This window comes from Corallococcus sp. EGB, from assembly GCF_019968905.1.
GTDB lineage: Bacteria > Myxococcota > Myxococcia > Myxococcales > Myxococcaceae > Corallococcus.
Map to the genome: position 1 here is coordinate 3,849,815 of NZ_CP079946.1, position 19,690 is coordinate 3,869,504.

A 19,690-nucleotide genomic window follows, 5' to 3' on the forward strand; every position below is an offset into this window, starting at 1 on the left:
CGCATGCTGATCAACTCGCTACATGAGGGGATCCCTCAGGCGCCAGGTCGCACTACTGGAGCAGGTCGTCATGGAAGGCGATGGCGTCGGACAGGGCGGTGGAGGACCTGGGGCGATTTTCTTTCAGGGCCCCTGGGGGCCGGGGCTGGAGTTGCCGCCGTCGGTGACGTAGCGCCACTGGCCATCCGCCTGGCGGCGCCACACGGTGAGGTACTTCACGAAGTCCTTGCGCGGCTGGCCCTGCGCGTCCCTGCCCGTCGAGATGGCGCGGCCCACCGTGTACGCCAGGTCCCCGGACGCCGCCGCGTCGCCCAGCACCGGCTCCCAGCGCAGGTCGGTCTGCTCCAGCGTGAACGGCGCGTAGGCCCTGGCGATAGCGTCCTGGCCGTACAGGCCCGCGTCGCCCATCAGCATCACCGCGTCCCGCGCCGCGCAGGCCGTGAACGCCTTGCCCATGCCCTCCCGCACGGACTGCGCGGAGAAGGCGCGGTCCGCCGCCTTCGCCTCTTCCAGCACCGCGTCCTTCGACAGCGTGCGCGCCGCGGCCCCGGGCTCCGTGTTCGCCGCGGAGAAGCCCTCGGGCGGCGTCATGGGCGCCTTGGCGGCGTTGCGCACCGTGGCGGCCACGCGCCACTGGCCATCCGCCTGCTGTCTCCACGCGCAGATGTAGCGCCCCACCACCTTCCGCGGCGCCCCTTCCGCGTCCACCGTCACGGTCCCCACCGAATAGCCCAGCGTCCCGTCCGCGCTCACGTCCCAGCGCACCGACTCCCACCGCGGCGTGCCGTCCTGCTCCGGCGGGTGCGCGGTCAGCCACGTCTGGATGGCCTGCCTTCCCTTCAGCGCGTACTCACCCTCCACCAGCAGCACCGCGTCCTCCGCCAGGAAGTCCGCGAAGCCCGTCGCCGAGCCGGCCTTCGCGCTCGCCTCCGACATCGCCTGCTCCGCCTGCCGCAGCCGCGCGCGCGCGTCCGACGCCGTGGCCGGCGCACCCGCGAACATCCGGTTCATGGCTCCATTCCCTTTCCAGTCGTGAAGACTGGGTTAATCACGCTCTGTATGACTACCTTGATTCGCTCTGGGATACACGCAATCGTGACTCATTCATGAGTCTCTATGACGCGCAGACTGTCGATTCGTGCACCTGGCCGGACACGCCCGAGGGCCGGATGGCCCGGGACTTCATCGTGCCGCTGGTGAAACACGGCAGCACGGCGTACGTCACCGACCGGACCACCTTCCAGGTGCTGGCGCTGGACGGGCTGCGCCTGCCGCTGGCCGTCAATGACGCGGAGTATGAGAACTCCGCGCTGCACTCCACCTTCTCGCGCTACATCACACTGCAGATGACGGGGGTGACGGCGGAGGCGTTCGGTGCGGCGCGCGCGGCGGTGATGCGCGGCGCCATGCACTCGGTGGGGGCGCTGCTCAAGGCGGCGGGCATCAACAAGGTGGTGCTGGTGGACCACTGGCTGGTGCTGCGCAACCTCCACTCGCAGCCCACCGGTGAGCAGGTGGATCGCATCACCGCGTTCCTGACGGAGCGGTTCCCGCACCACGCCATCGTCTTCTGCGCGCTCAACCCGGCCGGCTACGCGCCGCTGCTCAACACGCTGGTGGAGCGGGGCTACGGGCTGCTCTACGCAGCGCACACGCGCATGACGCTGCCCCTGCAGGAGGTCAGCAAGCAGGTGCGGGAGAACCGGCGGCGCGACGCGCGGCTGCTGGAGGCGGCCGGCTACCACGTGGTGGACGGGCGCGAGGTGCCGGACTGCGAGCCCCGGCTGGAGGAGCTCTACCGCGCGCTCAACGGCGGCAAGTACCACACCAACCTCCAGTTCACCCAGGAGTGGTACCGCTGGACGCTGCGTCAGGGCCTGCTCACCTACAAGCTGGCGGTGAAGGACGGGCGGGTGGACGGCTTCTATGCCCACCACGTCAGCCAGGGCGTCCTCTTCTCCCCGCTGTTCGGCTACGACCTGGCGCTGCCGCAGGAGCTGGGGCTGTACCGGGGGCTGGTGTTCCAGCTGATGAACGACGCGCTGGACGTGGGCCTCACCATCGAGCTGGGGCCGGGCGCGGATCCGTTCAAGAGCATGCGCGGCTCCGTGCCGGTGCCCCGCTGGAGCGCCGTCTACACGGAGCACCTGGCCGGCCCGCGCCGCCTCGCCTGGCGCGCGCTCCAGCGCTACGCCAACGACGCCGTGCGGCCGCCCACGGTGGCCATGCTGCGCAAGGTGGACGGCGACGCGGTGGTGGGCTTCGGGCCGCCCCGGACGCCCCTGGTATCGCCCCTGGGGCAGACGCCGCTGGAGGCGGCGCGCAAGGTGCGCGAGCAGCTGGACGCGCTGGAGGCGGCGCTGGACGCGGCGGCGAGGCTCCCCGGCGAGGCGCGGCTCCAGGCCCTGTCCCCGCTGTCACAGACGCTGCACAACTGGCCCCAGCCCATGTCGCGCGTGGTCGCGCTGCGCGAGCGGCTGACGAAGCTGGAGCACGAGGCGCGCCGCAAGCCCGCCGAGCCCCAGGGTCCCACCCCGGCGGAGCACGCGCGGCGGTTGCTGGAGTCCGCCACGCGCTGGGGCGACACCGCGCTGGTCGCCGCGCACCTGGGCGAAGCGACCGCGCCGCACCTCAAGGCGCTGGTGGAGGCCCTGCGGGGCGCGGCCGGCAGCGTGGGCGTGGTGCTCACCGCCACGCGCGGCGACAAGGTGGTGCTGGTGACGGCGGCGAGCGCGGCGCTGCGCGGCCTGGGCCTGGACGCGGGGCAGCTCATGGCTGCGGCGGCGCCGTGCGTGGACGGCAAGGGGGGCGGGTCGCCGGACGTGGCCTGGGGCGGGGGCTCGCGCGCGGACGGCGTGGACGCGGCGCTGGACGCGGCGCGCGGCCGCGTGCGCACGCACCTGGGTATCGAGTCCTGAGCCGACCATGATCCTCTACGACGCGACGACCATCCACACAGCTCCCTTCCCCGACACGGCGGAGGGGCGCGGCCTGAAGCGCTTCCTCGTCCCGTTGGTCCAGCACGGCCCCGGGCCGTGGTTCGAGGACCGCGCGCGGATGTTCGTGCTGGGGCTGGACGACCTGCTCATCCCGCTGTCCGTCACCGACGGCACCTTCGGCAACTCGGTGCTGCATTCGGTGTATGAGCGCTTCATCGGCAGCCAGCGCAAGGCCATCCGGACCGGAAACTGGAAGCCCCTGGCCGGCTTCGCCGCCAGCAGCGCGCTCTGGGGCGTGGGCACGGTGATGAAGACCCTGCGCCTGGACAAGGCCGTCCAGGTGGACTGCTGGCCCAGCCTGCGCAACGCGGGCGCGAACCTCACGGCGGACCAGGCGCGGCGGCTGACGGAGTTCCTCACCACGCGCTTCCCGGACCACGCCCCCTACTTCCTCGCGGTGAACCCCGTCACGCACGCGGCCCTGCTCAACCACCTCAGGGCGCAGGGCTACGACTTCGCGTACATGACGCACACACGGATGCTGCTCCCCTTCGAGCCGGAGCTGGAGCGGCGCGCCCGGGAGAACCGGCGGCGCGACGCGCGGCTGCTGGAGCCGTCCGGCTACCGCTTGGTGGACGCCCGGGAGCTCCCCGGGTGCGCGCCCCGGCTGGCGGAGCTGTACCGGCGGCTGCACCGGGAGAAGTACACCACCAATCCGCCCATCAGCGTCACGTACATGGAGGAGATGCTGGCGGGCTCGCTGCTGGACGTGCGCGCGCTGGTGAAGGACGGCCGCGTGGACATGTTCTACGCCACGCACGTGGCCAACGGCGTCATGTTCTCGCCCGTCTCCGGCTACGACACGTCGCTGCCGCAGGAGGTGGGCCTGTACCGGTTGATCAACAACCTGCTGATGCGCGACGCACAGGCGCGGGGTGTGACGCTGGAGACCGGTGGCGGCGCGGACCCCTTCAAGACGCTGCGCGGGGACCGGCCGGTGCCGCGCTACAACGCCGTGTACCTGCGCCACCTGCCGGCCTGGCGACACACCCCGTGGCGGCTGGCGATGAAGGTGGGCAACGAGCAGCTGCTGCCCTTCAGCCGCAAGCGCCTGCATGCCGTGGACGGCGAGGCGAACGTCGTGGGCTTCGACCGCGTCCCGGAGGTCTTCGCGCCCACCCTCCCCACGCCCCGCGAGGCCACGGCGCGGCAGGCGCAGGAGCTGACGGAGCTGGAGCAGCAGCTGGCACGGACGGAGGCCCTGGCCGGCAACGAGCGCGTGCGGCACCTGGGCGCGCTGCGCAAGCGCCTGGAGGACGAGCAGCTGCCGCCCGCGCGAGTCGCGCCCCTGCTGGAGCGCTGGGAGCACCTGTCGCAAGCGCCCCAGGCCGACAAGAAGGAGAAGCGCAAGGCGCAGCGGGCCGCGCGCGCGGAGCTGGCGCGGCGCCTGCTGGAGACCGCGACCACCGTGGGGGACACGACCGTGGTGTGTCACCACCTGGGGGACGGGCTGGACTTCCAGCCGCGCACCCTGGCGGAGCAGCTGCGCAAGGGGACCGGCTCCATCGCGGTGGCGCTGACGTCCACGCGGGAGGGCACCCTGGAGCTGGTCACCGCGCTGGCGCCGCCGCTGGTGGCGCGCGGCCTGGAAGCACGGCGGCTGCTGGAACAGATGGTCCCCGCGGGGGTTGCCAGTGGGGAAGGGGGGGCGGAACTGGCCTGGGCGGAGGCGGTCCTCCCCGATGACGACGTGCGCGCGGTCCTGGAGCGGGCCCGCACGGTCCTTCATACCCGGCTGTCCATTCCGACGTAGCCGCAGTCCTTTCGCGACAACAGCCAGACCCCTTGAGCGACCGGCATCCCCGGCGCCCGCAGCGAGGTGCGTTCCCATGCCGATGACCCCGGAAGAGAAGCGCGCGAAGCTGGCCCGGCTGCTGGCGGAGAAGGCCCGGGTGGCGCGCAGGGCCCCCGCGTCCTTCTCCCAGGAGCGGATGTGGTTCCTGGAGCAGTGGAGCCCCGGCAGCGCGCTCTTCAACATGCCCGCGGTGGTGCGCCTCACGGGCGCGCTGGACCCGGACGCACTGGGACGGGGCCTCCAGTCCCTGGTGGAGCGCCATGAGCCCCTGCGCACCACGCTGCGCGAGGAGGAGGGGCGGCCCGTCCAGGTCATCGCCCCGTCGCTCGTGCTGAAGCTGGAGCGCGAGGACCTGCGTGGCGTGCCGGAGGCGGGGCGCGAAGCGCACGCGTGGAGGGCCGTCACCCGCGACGCCCAGCGCCCCTTCGTCCTGTCCGAGGGACCGCTGGTGCGCGCCACGCTCTACGCGCTGGCGGAAGAGGAGCACCTGCTGCTGCTCAACCTCCACCACGCCATCGCGGACGGCTGGTCCATGGGCGTGCTGGTGCGTGAGTTGGCGGCCGTCTACGCCGCGGCGCGGGCGGGCACGAGCGCCAGGCTGGAGGCGCTGCCGTTGCAGTACGCGGACTTCGCGGCGTGGCAGCGCGCGACGCTCCAGGGCGAGGCGCTGGAGTCCCAGCTGTCCTGGTGGCGCGGGAAGCTGGATCCCGACGCGCGCCTGGAGCTGCCGGCGGACAAGGCGCGGCCGGCGACGCTGGGCTCGGCGGGCGCCCGGCAGTTCCTCACGCTGTCGCGGGAACTCACCCAGACGCTGCGGGACTTCAGCCAGCGCCACGGCACCACGCTCTTCGTGGTGTGGGTGTCCGCATTCCTGTCGCTGGTGTACCGCTACACGGGGCAGGAGGACGTGGCGCTGGGCACGCTGGTGTCGGGCCGGGACCGCGCGGAGCTGGAGGGGCTCATCGGCCTGTTCATCAACACCCTGGTGCTGCGCACGCCGCTGTCCGGCGGGCTGCGCTTCCGCGAGCTGATGGCCCGGGTGGGCGACACGGTGTCAGAGGCCCAGGCGCACCAGGGCGTCCCGTTCGAGAAGCTGGTGGAGACGCTCAAGCCCGAGCGCAGCTCCAGCCACCTGCCGCTGTTCCAGGTGATGGTCATCCACCAGAACGCGCCCGGCGCGGTGCTCCAGCAGGAGGGCCTCACGCTGGAGGTGCTGCCCGTCACCACCGACACGACGAAGCACGACCTCACCCTCTACGCCACGGAGCTGCCCCAGGGCCTGCGCCTGTCCGCCGAGTACAGCACCGACCTGTTCGAGGCGCCCACCCTGGCACGGCTGCTCGCGCACCTGCGCACGGTGCTGGTGGGCGCGCTGGCCGCGCCGGACACCGCCCTGCGCGATTTGCCCCTGCTCTCCGAAGAGGAGCGCCGGCAGCTCCTGGTGGACTGGCACGGCGCGCGGCAGGTGTACCCGGAGCAGGAGGACCTGGCGTCGCTCGTCGAGGCGCAGGTGGCGCGCACACCGGACCGGGTGGCGCTCGCGTTCGGGGACGCCACGCTCACCTACGCGCAGCTGGATGCGCGGGCCAACCAGCTGGCGCACCGGCTGCGGGAGTGGGGCGTGGGGCCGGAGTCGCGCGTGGGCGTGTGCCTGGAGCGCTCGCTGGAGCTGGTGGTGTCACTGCTGGCGGTGCTCAAGGCGGGCGGGGCCTACGTGCCCTTCGACCCGGGCTACCCGGCGCAGCGCCTGACGTGGATGTTCCAGGACGCGCGCCCCACGGTGCTGCTGGCGCAGGAGCACCTGGTGCCCGGGCTGCCGCCCCACGGGGCGCGCGTGGTGTGCGTGGACGCGGAGGCGGAGGTGCTGTCGCGCCTGCCCGCGCATGCGCCCGCGCGTCAGACGCTGCCGGACGCGCTCGCGTACATCATCTTCACCTCCGGCAGCACGGGCCGCCCCAAGGGGGCGATGAACGCGCACCGGGGCGTGTGCAACCGCTTGCGCTGGATGCAGACGGAGTACCGCCTGGGCGCGGACGATGGGGTGCTCCAGAAGACGCCCTTCAGCTTCGACGTGTCGGTATGGGAGTTCTTCTGGCCGCTGATGACGGGCGCGCGGCTGGTGATCGCCCGGCCTGGCGGTCACCAGGAGCCCGCGTACCTCGCGCGGCTCATCCGCGAGGCGGGCGTCACCACGCTGCACTTCGTGCCGTCCATGCTCCAGGTGTTCCTGGAGGAGCCGGAGGCGCGCGGCTGTGCGTCGCTGCGCCGCGTGGTGTGCAGCGGCGAAGCGCTGCCCCTGGAGCTCAAGGAGCGCTGTCTCCAGGTGCTGCCGCACGCGGGCCTGCACAACCTCTACGGCCCCACGGAGGCGGCCGTGGACGTGACGTACTTCGCGTGCACGCCCGGCGACGGCCGGCGCTCGGTGCCCATTGGCCGGGCGGTGGCGAACACGTCCATCCTCATCCTGGACCCGGTGTTCCAGCCGGTGCCGGTGGGCGTGGCCGGGGAGCTGTACATCGGCGGCGTGCAGGTGGGGCGCGGCTACCAGTCCCGGCCGGACCTCACCGCGGAGCGCTTCCTCCCGGATCCGTTCAGCGCCCTGCCTGGCGCGCGGCTGTACCGCACGGGGGACGTGGCGCGCTGGCTGCCGGACGGCGAGGTGGAGTACCTGGGCCGCGCCGACTTCCAGGTGAAGGTGCGCGGCCTGCGCATCGAGCTGGGGGAGATAGAAACCGCGCTGGAGCAGCACCCCACCGTGCGCCAGGCGGTGGTGCTGGCCCGCGAGGACGTGCCCGGCGACAAGCGGCTGGTGGCCTACGTCGCGGGCCGGGCCGGGCAGACGCTGGACGTGGACGGGCTCAAGGCGTCGCTCCAGGCGAGGCTGCCGGAGTACATGGTGCCCACGGCCTTCGTGGTGCTGGACGCGCTGCCGCTCAGCCCCAACGGCAAGGTGGATCGCAATGCGCTGCCCGCGCCTACGCTGGAGCGCGCGGCGCAGGAAGCGCGCGTCCCGCCCCAGACGCCCACGGAGGAGGTCATCGCCGCGCTGTTCGGGGAGCTGCTGGGGGTCGCGGACGTGGGCGCGCGGGACGACCTGTTCCGGCTGGGCGGCAACTCGCTGCTGGCCACGCGCGTGCTCGCCCGGCTGCGCGCGCGCTTCGGCGTGGAGCTGCCGCTGCGCGTCCTCTTCCAGCACCCCACCGTGCGGCAGCTCGCGCGGTGCGTGGACGACGCGCGCGCGGGCGCCGCGGCCCCGGTGGAGCGCGCCGCCCCGGTCCAGGAGCGCCACCCGGTGCTCCCGCTCACCGAGGACACCGCGCCGGAGGACACCGGCGGCCCGCCCGCGCTCAATCCCGAGGCCCCCGTCCTCTCCGCCGAGGAGCGGCACCGCGTGCTGGTGACCTGGAACGACACCGCGAAGGACTTCCCTCGCGACGCGTGCCTGCACCACCTGGTGGAGGCCCAGGCACGGCGCACGCCGGACGCGGTGGCTGTGGTCGCCGGCCCGGTGCGGCTCACCTACCGCGAGATGGAGCAGCGCGCCGGGAGCCTGGCGCGGCGGCTGCGGGCCCTGGGCGTGGGCCCGGAGGTCCGCGTGGGCCTGTGCGTGGAGCGCAACGCCGACATGGTCGTGGGCATGCTGGGCATCCTCAAGGCGGGTGGGGCGTACGTGCCGCTCGACCCCACGTACCCGCGGGAGCGGCTGGCCTTCCTGCTGGAGGACGCCCGCGGCCCCGCGCTCGTGGCGCACGCGCACCTGGTGCCCGCGCTGCCCGCGCACGGCTGCCAGGTGGTGTGCCTGGAGGACGACGCGGAGCCACTGGGCCAGGCGTCCCCGGACGCGTCGCTCACGCTGTCGCCCCTGCCGGAGAACCTGGCCTACCTCATCTACACGTCGGGCAGCACCGGGCGGCCCAAGGGCGTGGCCATCCCGCACCGCGCGGCGGTGGCCTTCCTCACCTGGGTGCACGGCGTGTTCTCCGCGGAGGAGCTCCAGGGCGTGCTCGCGTGCACGTCGCTCAACTTCGACCTCTCCGTCTTCGAGGTCTTCGCTCCGCTCACCCGGGGAGGCCGCGTCATCCTCGCGCGCAACGCGCTGCACCTGGCGGAGCTGCCCCAGGCGTCGGAGGTGACGCTCGTCAACACCGTGCCCTCCGCCATGGCGCAGCTGTTGCGGCTGGGGGCGCTGCCGCCCTCGGTGCGCACCATCAACCTGGCGGGCGAGGCGCTGCCCGCGTCGCTCGCGCGGCAGGTGTTCGACACGCCCACGGTGCAGCGGCTCTACAACCTCTATGGCCCGTCGGAGGACACCACCTACTCCACCTTCGCGCGCGTGCGCCCGGGAGAGGTGCCGCCCATCGGCAGGCCGCTGTCCAACACCCGCGCCTACGTGCTGGACGCGGACCTTCGGCCGGTGCCCGTGGGCCAGCCCGGGGCGCTGTACCTCGCGGGCGAGGGCCAGTCGCGCGGCTACCTCCACCGGCCGGACCTCACCGCGGAGCGCTTCCTGCCGGAGCCCTTCGGTCCGCCGGGCTCGCGCATGTACAAGACGGGGGACCGCGTGCGCTACCGCCCCGACGGCGCGCTGGAGTACCTGGGCCGCGACGACTTCCAGGTGAAGGTGCGTGGCTTCCGCATCGAACTGGGGGAGGTGGAGGCCGCCGTGCAGGCCGCCCCCGGCGTGCGCGAGGCCGTGGTGCTGGCGCGCGAGGACGTGCCCGGCGACAAGCGACTGGTCGCCTACGCCGTCGCCCGGGACGGGCAGACGCTGGACGCGGCGGCGCTCAAGGACGGGCTGCGCCGCACGCTGCCGGAGTACATGGTGCCCACGGCCTTCGTGGTGCTGGACGCGCTGCCGCTCAACTCCAACGGCAAGGTGGACCGCAAGGCGCTGCCAGTCCCCGTCCTGGAGCGCGCGAGCCCCCGTCCCTACGAAGCCCCCCACACGCCCACGCAGCAACTGCTCGCGGGCCTCTGGCGGCAGCTGCTGGGCGTGGAGCGCGTGGGGCTCACCGACCACTTCTTCGAGCTGGGGGGCCACTCGCTGCTCGCGACGCAGGTGGTGTCGCGGCTGCGCGCATCGCTGCGCGTGGAGCTGCCGCTGGAGGCCTTCTTCCACGCGCCCACGCTCCAGGCGCTCGCCGCGCGGGTGGACGCCGCGCGCGAAGCAGGGGACGCTTCCTCCGCCGTGCCGCCGCTGCTGCCGATGCCGCGGACGGGCCGGCTGCCGCTGTCCTTCGCGCAGCAGCGGCTGTGGCTGCTGGACCGGCTGGAGCCTGGGAGCAGCGCGTACACCATCCTCGCGGCGCTGCGCCTCACCGGGCCGTTGCACACCCGGGCGCTGGTGAGGAGCTTCCACGCGCTGCACCAGCGCCATGAGAGCCTGCGCACCGTGTTCCGCGAGGACGCGCAGGGCCCGCTGCAGGTCATCCTGCCGGAGCTGCCACCGGCGCTGGGCTTCGTGGACCTGGGCGGCGTGCCGGAGGCGGAGCGGGAGCGCGAGGCGTTGGCGCTCGCGGCGGCCCAGGCGGAGGTGCCCTTTGACCTGGCCCGGGGGCCGCTGGTGCGGGGCCTGCTCGTGCGGCTGGGAGCGCGGCACCACCTGCTCGTGGTGACGCTGCACCACATCATCTCCGACGGCTGGTCCTCCGCGGTGCTCACCCGGGAGCTGTCGTCCCTCTACCACGCCTTCAGCGCGGATCAGCCGCCCTCGCTGCCCGCGCTCCCGCTCCAGTACGTGGACTACGCGCTCTGGCAGCGGGCGTGGCTGACGGAGGACGTCCTCGCGTCGCAGCTGGCGTACTGGCGCCGGCAGCTCGCGGGGGCGCCCGCCGCGCTGGAGCTGCCCACGGACCACCCGCGCCCCGCCGTGCAGACCTTCCGGGGCGGGCGCGTGCCGGTGCGGCTGGGCCTGCCGCTGTCGGAGTCGGTGAAGGCGCTGGGCCACCGCGAGGGCGTCACGCCCTTCATGGTGCTGCTCGCCGGCCTCCAGGCGCTCCTGTCGCGGCTGAGCGGCCAGGAGGAGGTGGTGGTGGGCTCGCCCATCGCGGGCCGTCCGGCGCCGGAGCTGGAGGACATGCTCGGGTGCTTCGTGAACACGCTGGCCCTGCGCACGCGCTTGGACGCGGGGGAGGGCTTCCGCGCGCTGCTCGCCCGCGTGCGCGAGGTGATGCTGGGCGCGTACGCGCACCAGGACGCCCCGTTCGACCGCGTGGTGGAGGCGGTGCATCCGGCGCGCGAGCCGGGCCGCTCCCCGCTGTTCCAGGTGCTCTTCGTGCTGGAGAACGCGCCCGTGTCCCAGCCCATGGGCCCCGGACTGTCGCTGAGCTTCGTGGACGTGGAGCGCCAGTCCGCCAAGTTCGACCTGACGCTGGCCCTGTGGGAGGAGCCGGAGACCGGCCTCACCGGCGTGCTGGAGTACAACCGCGACCTCTTCGACCCGGGCACCGCCACGCGCTGGGCCGGCCAGCTGCGAGCCCTGCTGGAGCAGGCGGTCCTCACGCCGGACGCGCCGCTGTCCCGCCTGAGGGCGGGCCCCGCCCCCGCGGAGCTGCTGGTGCCCCTGCGACCCCAGGGCACGCGCCCGCCGTTCTTCTGCGTGCACGCCATTGGCGGCACGGTGTGGGGCTACGCGGAGCTGGCGCGGCAGCTGGGCGAGGACCAGCCCTTCCACGGCCTCCAGGCGCCGGGCCTGGAGAGCGGACAGCCGACGGTGGACTCACTGGAGGACCTGGCCGCGCTCTACGTGGAGGCGATGCGCACGGTGCGGCCCCACGGCCCCTACCGGCTGGGCGGCTGGTCCATGGGCGCCCTCATCGCCTTCGAGATGGCGCGCCAGCTGCTGCGCCAGGGCGAGCAGGTGGAGCGGCTTGTCTTCATCGAGCCCAGCCCCACGTCCTACGCGAGGGGCCAGCGCGTGGACGACCCCACGACGCAGGGGCAGCTCTTCACGGTGAACCTGGCGCACACCACCGGCCTGCCGGAGACGCTGCCCCCGGACGTGCCGCCAGGCGACTCACACCGCCTGCTGCGCTACCTGCTGGAGGCCGGACAGCGCACGGGCGTGTTCGGCGCGGAGGTGGGGCTCGCGTGGCTCCAGCGGCGCCAGCGCGTCTTCAACGCCTGCCTCGCCGCGCTCTCCGGCCACGTCCTCGAGCCGCTCGGGGTGCCGGTGTGGCTGCTGCGCGGCACCGAGGCCAACGTGGACGAGGGCGGCGACCGCACCCGGGGCTGGGCCGCGCTCACCCCGGACCCGCGGGTGGTGGACGTGCCGGGCACCCACTACTCCGTGCTCCAGTCGCCGCAGGTCGAGGTCCTGGGCCGGGCCCTGGCCCGCGTGCTGGAGTCGCCCCCGGAGGAGTCCTCCAGCCCCACGGAGGCCGGTACGGAGCGCACCCCCACGGCGGGCCCGCGTCCCTGAGGCGCACAGGGCCCGGAGGACCGGCCTCCTGGGAAAGCGGCTGGGCAGGGCAGGGCACATCAAGATGGGTGAGCAGCCCACCCGCTCACGTCGTCCCGGTTGTCGAGTTCCAGGAGGGCGTCACGCGGGTAGCTTTCCAGATCCTCCCCCAGCCACCGTTCCCCGGGCCGGGAGAGGTGGAAGCGCAGCGTGCAGGTGTTGCTGCACCCGAGGATGGTGGTGAAACGCTCCTCCGCCGGCCGCACACCCTGGATCCGGGCGTTTCGCAGGTACGCCTGCATCAGCACCTTCGACCTCACGGGGCCACCTCGCCCAGGTAGTACAGTCCCTTCTGGACGGACGAGGCAAACCTGGCGTCCGTCGTCAGCAGCTCGTTCACCCAGCGGGCGCGTTGGTGAAGCTGCGCGTCGCGGGGTTGTACAGGTACTTCGCACCCGTCTGCGCATCCTGGATGTGGATGCGGCGGCGCGGCGCGTACGGGCGCCAGCCGCACGCTCACGCGCTGCTCCGCAGCGGGTACACGTGGCCGTGGCGGGGGCGCAAGGCATCGATGACCGGGGGAGCGCGAGTATGGGATTCCGGTTGCGCCGAAGTGTGAAGCTGTTGCCTGGTGTCCGACTCAACGTGGGCCGTGGACGTTCCTCCGTGAGCGTGGGAGGACGCGGGGCGCGGGGCAACTTCTCCTCGAAAGGGATTCGTACGACCGTTGGCATCCCAGGGACAGGACTATCCTGGACGTCGAGTTCAGGAAGCTCCCGGCCCCGATATGCTCGTGCCTCCTCCAACCGTGAGGTGGCCTCTCGACAACGGAAGGCTGAGCGTGAACTGCTCAAGGCCCAGGCGGAGCAGGCGGTGATGGAGGAGGCACGAGAGCATGATGAGCTTGTCCATTGCTGGCGCCAGATGCCTGCGCTTCCCACGGACGCTGATGACCTTGCCGCATTGAGTGAGCGGCCTTTCGCGTGGCCCATCCCCCAGCCACCTGACGAGCTCCAGGAGCGGCGCCAGTTCCGTGTGGAGGTCCAACGACGTGTCCTATGCGATCGGAGCGACGGCGGGCCGTTCCTCCTCTTGGGGGGACTGGCCTTCCTGATCTTCAAGGGCGTGGACAGTCAATTGAATGAAGCGATGGGATGGGGCGCTGCGGTCCTGGGCCTGTCGCTGGGACTGCTGCCCATGGTCGCCTTCGGGCTCAAGCGCTCTCTGGAAATTCAACGAATCATCTCCGAGCGCTTTGAGGAACATTGGCCCAAACATTGGCAGGCCGTGCAGAGTACCTTCACGGCGAAGCAACAGCCTCTGCTGGACTGGCCCGAGCAGGAGCGGGCGAGGATCGAGTTGGCGAAGCGTGTCATGGATGGCGAGGTGGAAGCCATTGAAGAGGCTGTTTCAACCTGTCTCGAGGAGATCGACTTTCCTTTCGAGACACAGGCCCGCGTCGGTGTCGGCGACAGCCGGCGGGCCTACGTCCTGCTCGACCTGCCGGAACTCGAGGACGTCATTCCCGAGGTGAAGTCGAGGGCGCTTGCGAACGGCACGCTCAAGGAAGTGCGCCGAACCCGACAGGAGCGCAACGCTGACTACCTGACGCTGGTGAGCGGGCTCGCGCTTCAGCTTGGGCGCTCCGCGCTTTGTGCCGGCCCGACCCTTCAAACCATCCACATCGCTGCATACACACAGCGCAGGCAGCGGGGGACTGGCGAACTCCGAGACGAGTACGTCTACGAAGTAGCTCTGGAGAGGAAAGAGTCGGCGCGGTGGACGGCAGCGACGGTGGATCCGCTCGAGGTCTTCAAGGTCGCGAAGGCGCGATGTGACCTGCGTGATAACGAGGAGTTGAAAGCGATCCGCCCTCCCGACTGGGCGGATGCGGCGACTGGGCGATTTGAAGTCGCGGGGTAGCCGGCCTCCTTGGCGAGGTCAAGGCAGCCCGACAGCAGCGACGCCGAAAGCGCGAGCATCAGTGGATGCGGCGGGAGTCGAACCTGCTGCTATTCGAACACGCCGATGCCCGGGTCGCTGCCACCGGACTTCGTGGGCTTCGTGGGCCGGGGCGGCGGCGCGGTCCGCACCGGCTCCAACCGCACGTTCACACGCTGCTCCGCCGTGTCCGCGAGCCGGCTGTAGTCCAGCGTCTTCTCCTGGTCCTGATGCCCGGCGAGCTTGAAGCGCAGCTCGGTGACCTTGGAGCGCGGCATGAGCAGCTTGGTGGGAGTCGTGCCGATCTGCACGTCGCCGTCGAAGATGGCCGCGCCCGCGGGAGTGGAGATGAACTCCACCGTCACATCCTGCGGCAACGCCGCCGGAGGAGGCGTCGCAGGCTGCTCCTGCACTCGCGTGGGCGGCGCTTCCACCGGCGCCTTCGGAGGCGTCATCGCCACGGGGGCCGGCTGCGTCGGCGCCGTCTCGCCTCCACCCTTCGCCATCACGAACGCCACGCCCGCGCCAATCAGCAGCAACGGCACGCCGATGATCGCCGCCTTCACGCCCCCGGACATGCCCTTGGGCGGCGGCGGAAGCTCTGGCTCGGCAGCGCGGGGCGCGGGCGGACGAGACCTGCTCGCGGCCGCCGGCGCCGGGCTGTTCGCGTTGGTCGTCCCACGCGGAGCAGGGGCCTGCGCTCCCGCTGGCGGCGTCCCCCGGGGCGGAGCCATGCCCACGCGTGAGCCCGTCTTGCCCGTGGCCGGTGCCCGTCCCGCGCGGCTGCCCGAACCCAGCCGGCTGCCCGAACCCGCTCGGCTCCCCGAACCCGCGCGGCTGCGGCTGCCCGTCCCGCGCTCGGCGCCGGGGACACCGCCCGTGGGGTGCGCGTCCAGCTCCTCCGGGGACAGGCCCTCCACCGCGTCCAGCAGCGCGTCGATGAACTCCTGCGCGTTCTGGTACCGGTCCTCTTTCTCCGGCGCGAGCGCCTTGGCGAAGAAGGCGTCCAGCTCCGGCGGCACCGGCGCGCCCTGGCGCTTGCTGTTCACCGGGGGCACGGGCTGCGTCAGCGACGCCGTCAGCGCCTTGCGCACCGTGTTCGCGCCGTAGGGCGAGCTGCCCGTGAGACAGAAGTAGAGCACGCCCGCCATCGAGTAGAGGTCGGAGCGCTGGTCCACGGACTCGCCGCCGGCCTGCTCGGGCGGCATGTACTGCGGCGTGCCGAGCACCTGGCCCGTGGAGGTCAGCTGCTCCTCCTCGTCCTGCTCCAGCGCCTTCACCAGACCGAAGTCCAGCACCTTGACGAAGTCCTTCCCGTCGAGCGCCTGGACCATGATGTTGTGCGGCTTCAGGTCGCGGTGGACGCACCCCTCTTCATGCGCGTGCGCCAGCCCCAGCGTGGCCTGCTCCAGCAGGTTCACCGCGCGGCGCAGCGTCAGGGGCCCTTCGCGCTTCACCAGCTCCTTGAGGCTCTCCCCCTTGAGGAGCTCCATCACGTAGTAGCAGGTGCCGTCCGCCGCCCGGCCGAAGTCGAAGATGGTGATGACGTTCGGGTGGCGCAGCCGGCTGGCGATCTCCGCCTCGCGGCGGAAGCGCTCGAAGAACTGGGGCGCCGCGGCGAGCGACGGGTTGAGCGTCTTCACCGCCACCGGCCGCTGCACGGACGTCTGCGTGGCGCGGAACACCATGCCCATGCCGCCCTGGCCCAGGACGCTCTCAATCTTGTAGCGGCCGTCCAGCACCTGGCCCAGGAGCTGGAGGCTCTGCGCCGCGCACAGGTGATCTTGACCTTCGGTACTACCGCAGTGGGGACAGGGGGCGGCCATGGGTGGCGGGAGTATAGGCAAGCCCCGCGTTCCGCCCAACCGGGGAGATGTGCTCCCTGGGCAGCCGGGCAGGCATCAGAACCGTTCCTCTAGGGCTTCCCGGCTGTTATCTCCCCCCTCCGCCATGAGCCTCGTCATCGCCCAGGACATCAGCCTCGCCTACGGAAAGAAGGTCCTCTTCGACGAGGACAATTTCACCCTCGGTCCCAGGGACCGGGTGGGCCTGGTGGGGGCCAACGGGACGGGCAAGTCGTCCCTGATGAAGATCATCGCCGGGGTGAGCCAGCCGGACGGGGGCACCGTCCAGTACAGCCGCCGGGCCCGGGCGGGCTACCTGCCCCAGGAGATCGCCGGCCTGCCGGAGGGGACGGTGGTGGAGGCGGTCATGAGCACCGTCCCCGGCCGGGACTCGCTGGAGGCGCGGCTGAAGGACACGGAAGCCGCGCTCGGGGGCACCACGGACGAGGAGGAGCAGCTGGAGCTGGCGCAGACGCTGGCGGACCTCCACGCGGAGCTGGACGACTTCGAGAACCGCTACGGCCGCCACCACGCCGAGCGCATCCTCAAGGGCCTGGGCTTCAAGGAAGAGGACCTGCTCAAGCCCACCCAGGCGCTGTCCGGCGGCTGGCGCATGCGCGCGGCGCTCGCGGGCCTCTTGCTCCAGGACCCGGACCTGCTCTTGTTGGACGAGCCCACGAACCACCTGGACGTGCCCACGCTCGCGTGGTTCGACGGGTTCCTGCGCCGCTCCAACAAGGCGATGGTGCTCATCTCCCACGACCGCGACTTCCTCAACCGGCAGATCAACCGGGTGGTGTCGCTGGAGATGGAGGGCGTGCGCGAGTACACCGGCAACTACGAGGACTACAAGCGCCAGCGCGCCGAGGAGATGGTGCTCCTGCAGGCGCGGGCGGAGAAGGTGGAGCAGCGCCGCGCGGAGCTGCAGAGCTTCATCGACCGGTTCGGCGCGAAGGCCACCAAGGCGAAGCAGGCGCAGAGCCGCGCGAAGATGCTGGCCAAGCTGGAGAAGGTCCAGGTCCTGGAAGAGCGCCAGACGATGAAGTTCCGCTTCCCGGAAGTGGAGCGCTCGGGCCGGGACGTGGTGCTGATGGAGGGCATCACCAAGCGCTACGGCTCGCTCACGGTGTACGACGGGCTGGACGCGCGGCTGGAGCGGGGCCAGCGCATCGCCGTCGTGGGCGCGAATGGCGCGGGCAAGACGACGCTGCTCAAGATGGTGGCGGGGGAGCTGGCGCCGGACAGCGGCAAGGTGACGCTGGGGCACAACGTGGTGGTGGGCTACTACGCGCAGCACCACGCGGACAAGCTGGACCGGCGCAACACCATCCTCGAGGAGGTGCTCCCCCTGGCGGCGGACAAGCCGCAGAGCTACGTGCGCGGCGTGCTGGGCGCGTTCCTCTTCAGCGGCGACGACGTGGACAAGCCCATCGGCGTGCTGAGCGGCGGCGAGCGCGCGCGCGTGGCGTTGGCGAAGCTGCTGCTGGTGCCGTCCAACTTCCTGCTGATGGACGAGCCGACGAACCACCTGGACCTGGACTCGTCGGAGATGCTGATTGAGGCGCTGAAGCTGTACGGCGGCACGCTCCTGTTCGTGAGCCACAACCGCAGCTTCATCAACAACCTGTGCACGCACGTCTGGGAGGTGGCGGACGGCAAGCTCACGTCGCACCCGGGCAACCTGGACGAATACCTCTACCACCAGGAGCAGCAGCGCCTGGCGGCGGAGGGCGCGGACACGGGCGTGTCGAGCGGGAAGGGCGGGGCGGCGGCCAGCGGTCCGGTGTCGGAGAAGGACCGCAAGCGCATGGAGGCGGAGGCGCGTCAGCGGCGCTCCGTGGTGGAGGGCCCCATCAAGAAGGAGATCGCGAAGCTGGAGGAGCGCATCGCGAAGGTGGAGGCCGAGCAGAAGGAGCGCGAGGCGCAGCTGGCGGACCCGGTGCTCTACAACGACTTCGCGAGGGCGAAGCCGCTGATGGACGCGCACCGCACGGGCAAGGAGGAGTTGGAGGATCTCTATGCCCGCTGGGAGGCCGCGCAGGAGAAGCTGGCGGCGGCCCAGGCGTAGGCTTACTGGACGTCGAAGACCTTCCGGACCGGGGCGCCGGCGCGTTCGATTTGCAGCTCGATGCGCCGGGCGTCCCGCAGCTTCGTGAAGGCCTCCAGCGCCTTGTCGGGGCTGTCCAGGTCCAGGCCGTTGATGCGCTGGAGCACGTCGCCATTGCGCAGTCCCAGCCGTGAGTAGAACGAGTCCTCCCGGATGGAGAACAGCTTGAAGCCCACGGGGCGGCCGTCCTTGAAGGCGGGCACGACCCGGGCCTGCATCGACAGCTCGGGCAGGTGCGTGAGCGCTTCAGTGACGTCCTCGCGGGGAACGGCGTAGGTGTCCGCCCCCGTCTCGCGGATGCCACGGCCCAGACCGGATGCCCCTGGCTGGACGTTCACGAGAGCGGGCGTCCCGCTCGCGGAGCCGTCGACGTATTCGAGCCGTCCCTCCACGAGCAGCAGGAGGCGCTCCCGCTCGATGGCGAAGACACGGGCACCCAGGATGGTATCGCTGACCATCAGGCTGCGCGCACTGCCGGCGGGAAGCTCGTGGACGGAGGCGATGGACCAATGAGGATCCTGCGCCACCAGGGTACCCAGCAGCCGGATGCCCAGCGTGCTCCTCCGAAGGTCCGGCGGCGCTGGAGGCACGTTCACACCGGTGACGAACGAGAGCCCTGTGAGTTGCGCCAGCCGCTGCTCATCGAGGACCGGCGCAGGCAGGGCGTTCGATGGCACCGGCGCTGTGGCCTGGCTGTCCCGGATACCAGGCATCACGAGCACCGCGAATACCTGGTTCACGATCAACGCGGCCGTCAGGGCACACGTAAAGACAAGCGCGACGAACAGGCCCTGAGCGGACCTGTGCTGCATGACGTGGTTCATCGAAAAGGCCTCCCTGTCTGGAACAGGGAGGCCTTGAGCAAGCCAGGGGCCAGCCATTCACGCAGAGGAGGCAACGACGGGCGTCTGCTGAAGCAGGCCAACGTGTCAGTCCTGAACGAGCCGGTTGTGACTCGCCGTCATGACACGCTGTCACTTCCCGCCGCTGAAGGACACATGGCTTCGGGGGCTGGACAGGGCAGGGGGCTTGAGCTGCAATCGTGGCCGTTCGCTGTCCCGGAGCCTTCATGTTCTTCGGTCGTTCGGAAGCCCCTGCCTTCATATCTCCCACCAAGATCTCAGCGGCCGTCCAGGACCTGATCGAGGGAGCCGAGAAGGAACTGGTGCTGGTAACGCCATACTTCAAGCCTTGGAATCATCAGCAGAACGCAATCTGTGGGCGGCTGAAGGCTCGCGTTCCCGTCTCGCTCATCATTCGGGCTGATGAAGTAAGCAAGACCGCTCCTTACCTCCAGCCATTCGTATCGGACGGAGCTTGGCTGCTCTGTGTGGAGCGCCTTCATGCGAAGCTCTACATGAGCGAGAAGTGCGCCATTCTGACCTCCATGAATCTCGTGGAGACCTCCGCGCTTTGGGGTGCTAAAAAAAGGAAGTGTCGGAGTGTCTCCGTATTGCAATAATTGTGACTGGTCTTTTCCTGTGTCGGTGTTTTTTGTGAATCGTCACTCTAGGCTTACTTTGGAGTGATGTTTGGGTGACTTGTGGAGCGTGTTCATTTTGATTTGATCGATGTGCATGGGGAGGAAGTGTCTTTTCGGGGTGA

The 19,690-nt window shown here is 71.2% G+C and carries 10 protein-coding genes and 1 pseudogene; 7 read left to right on the forward strand and 4 right to left on the reverse strand.

Going from position 1 to position 19,690, the window contains the following annotated elements:
- Positions 1–123 precede the first annotated feature (123 nt).
- Entirely contained in the window at positions 124–1,011 is an 888-nt protein-coding gene (locus KYK13_RS16285) for a DUF4440 domain-containing protein (protein WP_223645383.1), read from the reverse strand.
- Between the two features lie 95 nt (positions 1,012–1,106).
- Between KYK13_RS16285 and KYK13_RS16290 the strand changes: the two genes are divergently transcribed.
- The 3 genes from KYK13_RS16290 to KYK13_RS16300 all read left to right on the forward strand — a co-directional run bounded on the left by KYK13_RS16290 (position 1,107) and on the right by KYK13_RS16300 (position 12,214).
- A complete protein-coding gene (locus KYK13_RS16290) occupies positions 1,107–2,918 on the forward strand; it encodes a DHHA1 domain-containing protein (protein ID WP_223645385.1) in 1,812 nt (603 codons plus the stop codon).
- A 7-nt stretch (positions 2,919–2,925) separates the two neighbouring features.
- A complete protein-coding gene (locus tag KYK13_RS16295) occupies positions 2,926–4,752 on the forward strand; it encodes a hypothetical protein (RefSeq protein ID WP_223645387.1) in 1,827 nt (608 codons plus the stop codon).
- A 76-nt stretch (positions 4,753–4,828) separates the two neighbouring features.
- A complete protein-coding gene (locus tag KYK13_RS16300) occupies positions 4,829–12,214 on the forward strand; it encodes an amino acid adenylation domain-containing protein (protein WP_223645389.1) in 7,386 nt (2,461 codons plus the stop codon).
- 59 nt (positions 12,215–12,273) lie between these two features.
- Here the strand turns inward: KYK13_RS16300 and KYK13_RS16305 are convergent, their stop codons facing one another.
- Entirely contained in the window at positions 12,274–12,513 is a 240-nt protein-coding gene (locus KYK13_RS16305; RefSeq protein WP_223645391.1) for a hypothetical protein, read from the reverse strand.
- Between the two features lie 271 nt (positions 12,514–12,784).
- Between KYK13_RS16305 and KYK13_RS39330 the strand changes: the two are divergent.
- Both KYK13_RS39330 and KYK13_RS16315 read left to right on the forward strand, forming a co-directional pair.
- A pseudogene (locus KYK13_RS39330) lies at positions 12,785–12,940 on the forward strand (DUF4236 domain-containing protein); the annotation flags it as partial.
- A gap of 66 nt (positions 12,941–13,006) precedes the next feature.
- A complete protein-coding gene (locus KYK13_RS16315; RefSeq protein WP_223646984.1) occupies positions 13,007–14,116 on the forward strand; it encodes a hypothetical protein in 1,110 nt (369 codons plus the stop codon).
- Between the two features lie 89 nt (positions 14,117–14,205).
- On the opposite strand, the gene KYK13_RS16320 is transcribed toward KYK13_RS16315, so the two are convergent.
- Positions 14,206–15,960, reverse strand: a complete 1,755-nt coding sequence (locus tag KYK13_RS16320) for a serine/threonine-protein kinase (protein WP_223645393.1) — start codon at positions 15,958–15,960, stop codon at positions 14,206–14,208.
- A gap of 124 nt (positions 15,961–16,084) precedes the next feature.
- Here KYK13_RS16320 and KYK13_RS16325 point away from each other — a divergent pair, with 124 nt between their 5' ends.
- The gene (locus tag KYK13_RS16325) at positions 16,085–18,046 is read left to right on the forward strand and encodes an ABC-F family ATP-binding cassette domain-containing protein (protein WP_223645395.1); all 1,962 of its coding nucleotides are present in this window, start codon (positions 16,085–16,087) and stop codon (positions 18,044–18,046) included.
- A 2-nt stretch (positions 18,047–18,048) separates the two neighbouring features.
- Here KYK13_RS16325 and gspC read toward each other — a convergent pair whose 3' ends face one another.
- Complete coding sequence (gene gspC, locus KYK13_RS16330; protein ID WP_223645397.1) at positions 18,049–18,909, reverse strand: type II secretion system protein GspC; 861 nt, start codon at positions 18,907–18,909, stop codon at positions 18,049–18,051.
- 245 nt (positions 18,910–19,154) lie between these two features.
- Here gspC and KYK13_RS16335 point away from each other — a divergent pair, with 245 nt between their 5' ends.
- Positions 19,155–19,547 (forward strand): hypothetical protein, encoded by a 393-nt coding sequence (locus tag KYK13_RS16335; RefSeq protein ID WP_223645399.1) that lies wholly within the window; start codon positions 19,155–19,157, stop codon positions 19,545–19,547.
- Positions 19,548–19,690 lie beyond the last annotated feature (143 nt).

Coding starts and splice junctions, on each gene's coding strand:
- KYK13_RS16335 (WP_223645399.1), top strand. CDS start 19,155: ATGTTCTTCGGTCGTTCGGAAGCCCCTGCCTTCATATCTCCCACCAAG.
- KYK13_RS16295 (WP_223645387.1), top strand. CDS start 2,926: ATGATCCTCTACGACGCGACGACCATCCACACAGCTCCCTTCCCCGAC.
- KYK13_RS16320 (WP_223645393.1), bottom strand. CDS start 15,960: ATGGCCGCCCCCTGTCCCCACTGCGGTAGTACCGAAGGTCAAGATCAC.
- KYK13_RS16325 (WP_223645395.1), top strand. CDS start 16,085: ATGAGCCTCGTCATCGCCCAGGACATCAGCCTCGCCTACGGAAAGAAG.
- KYK13_RS16300 (WP_223645389.1), top strand. CDS start 4,829: ATGCCGATGACCCCGGAAGAGAAGCGCGCGAAGCTGGCCCGGCTGCTG.
- gspC (WP_223645397.1), bottom strand. CDS start 18,909: ATGAACCACGTCATGCAGCACAGGTCCGCTCAGGGCCTGTTCGTCGCG.
- KYK13_RS16285 (WP_223645383.1), bottom strand. CDS start 1,011: ATGAACCGGATGTTCGCGGGTGCGCCGGCCACGGCGTCGGACGCGCGC.
- KYK13_RS16290 (WP_223645385.1), top strand. CDS start 1,107: ATGAGTCTCTATGACGCGCAGACTGTCGATTCGTGCACCTGGCCGGAC.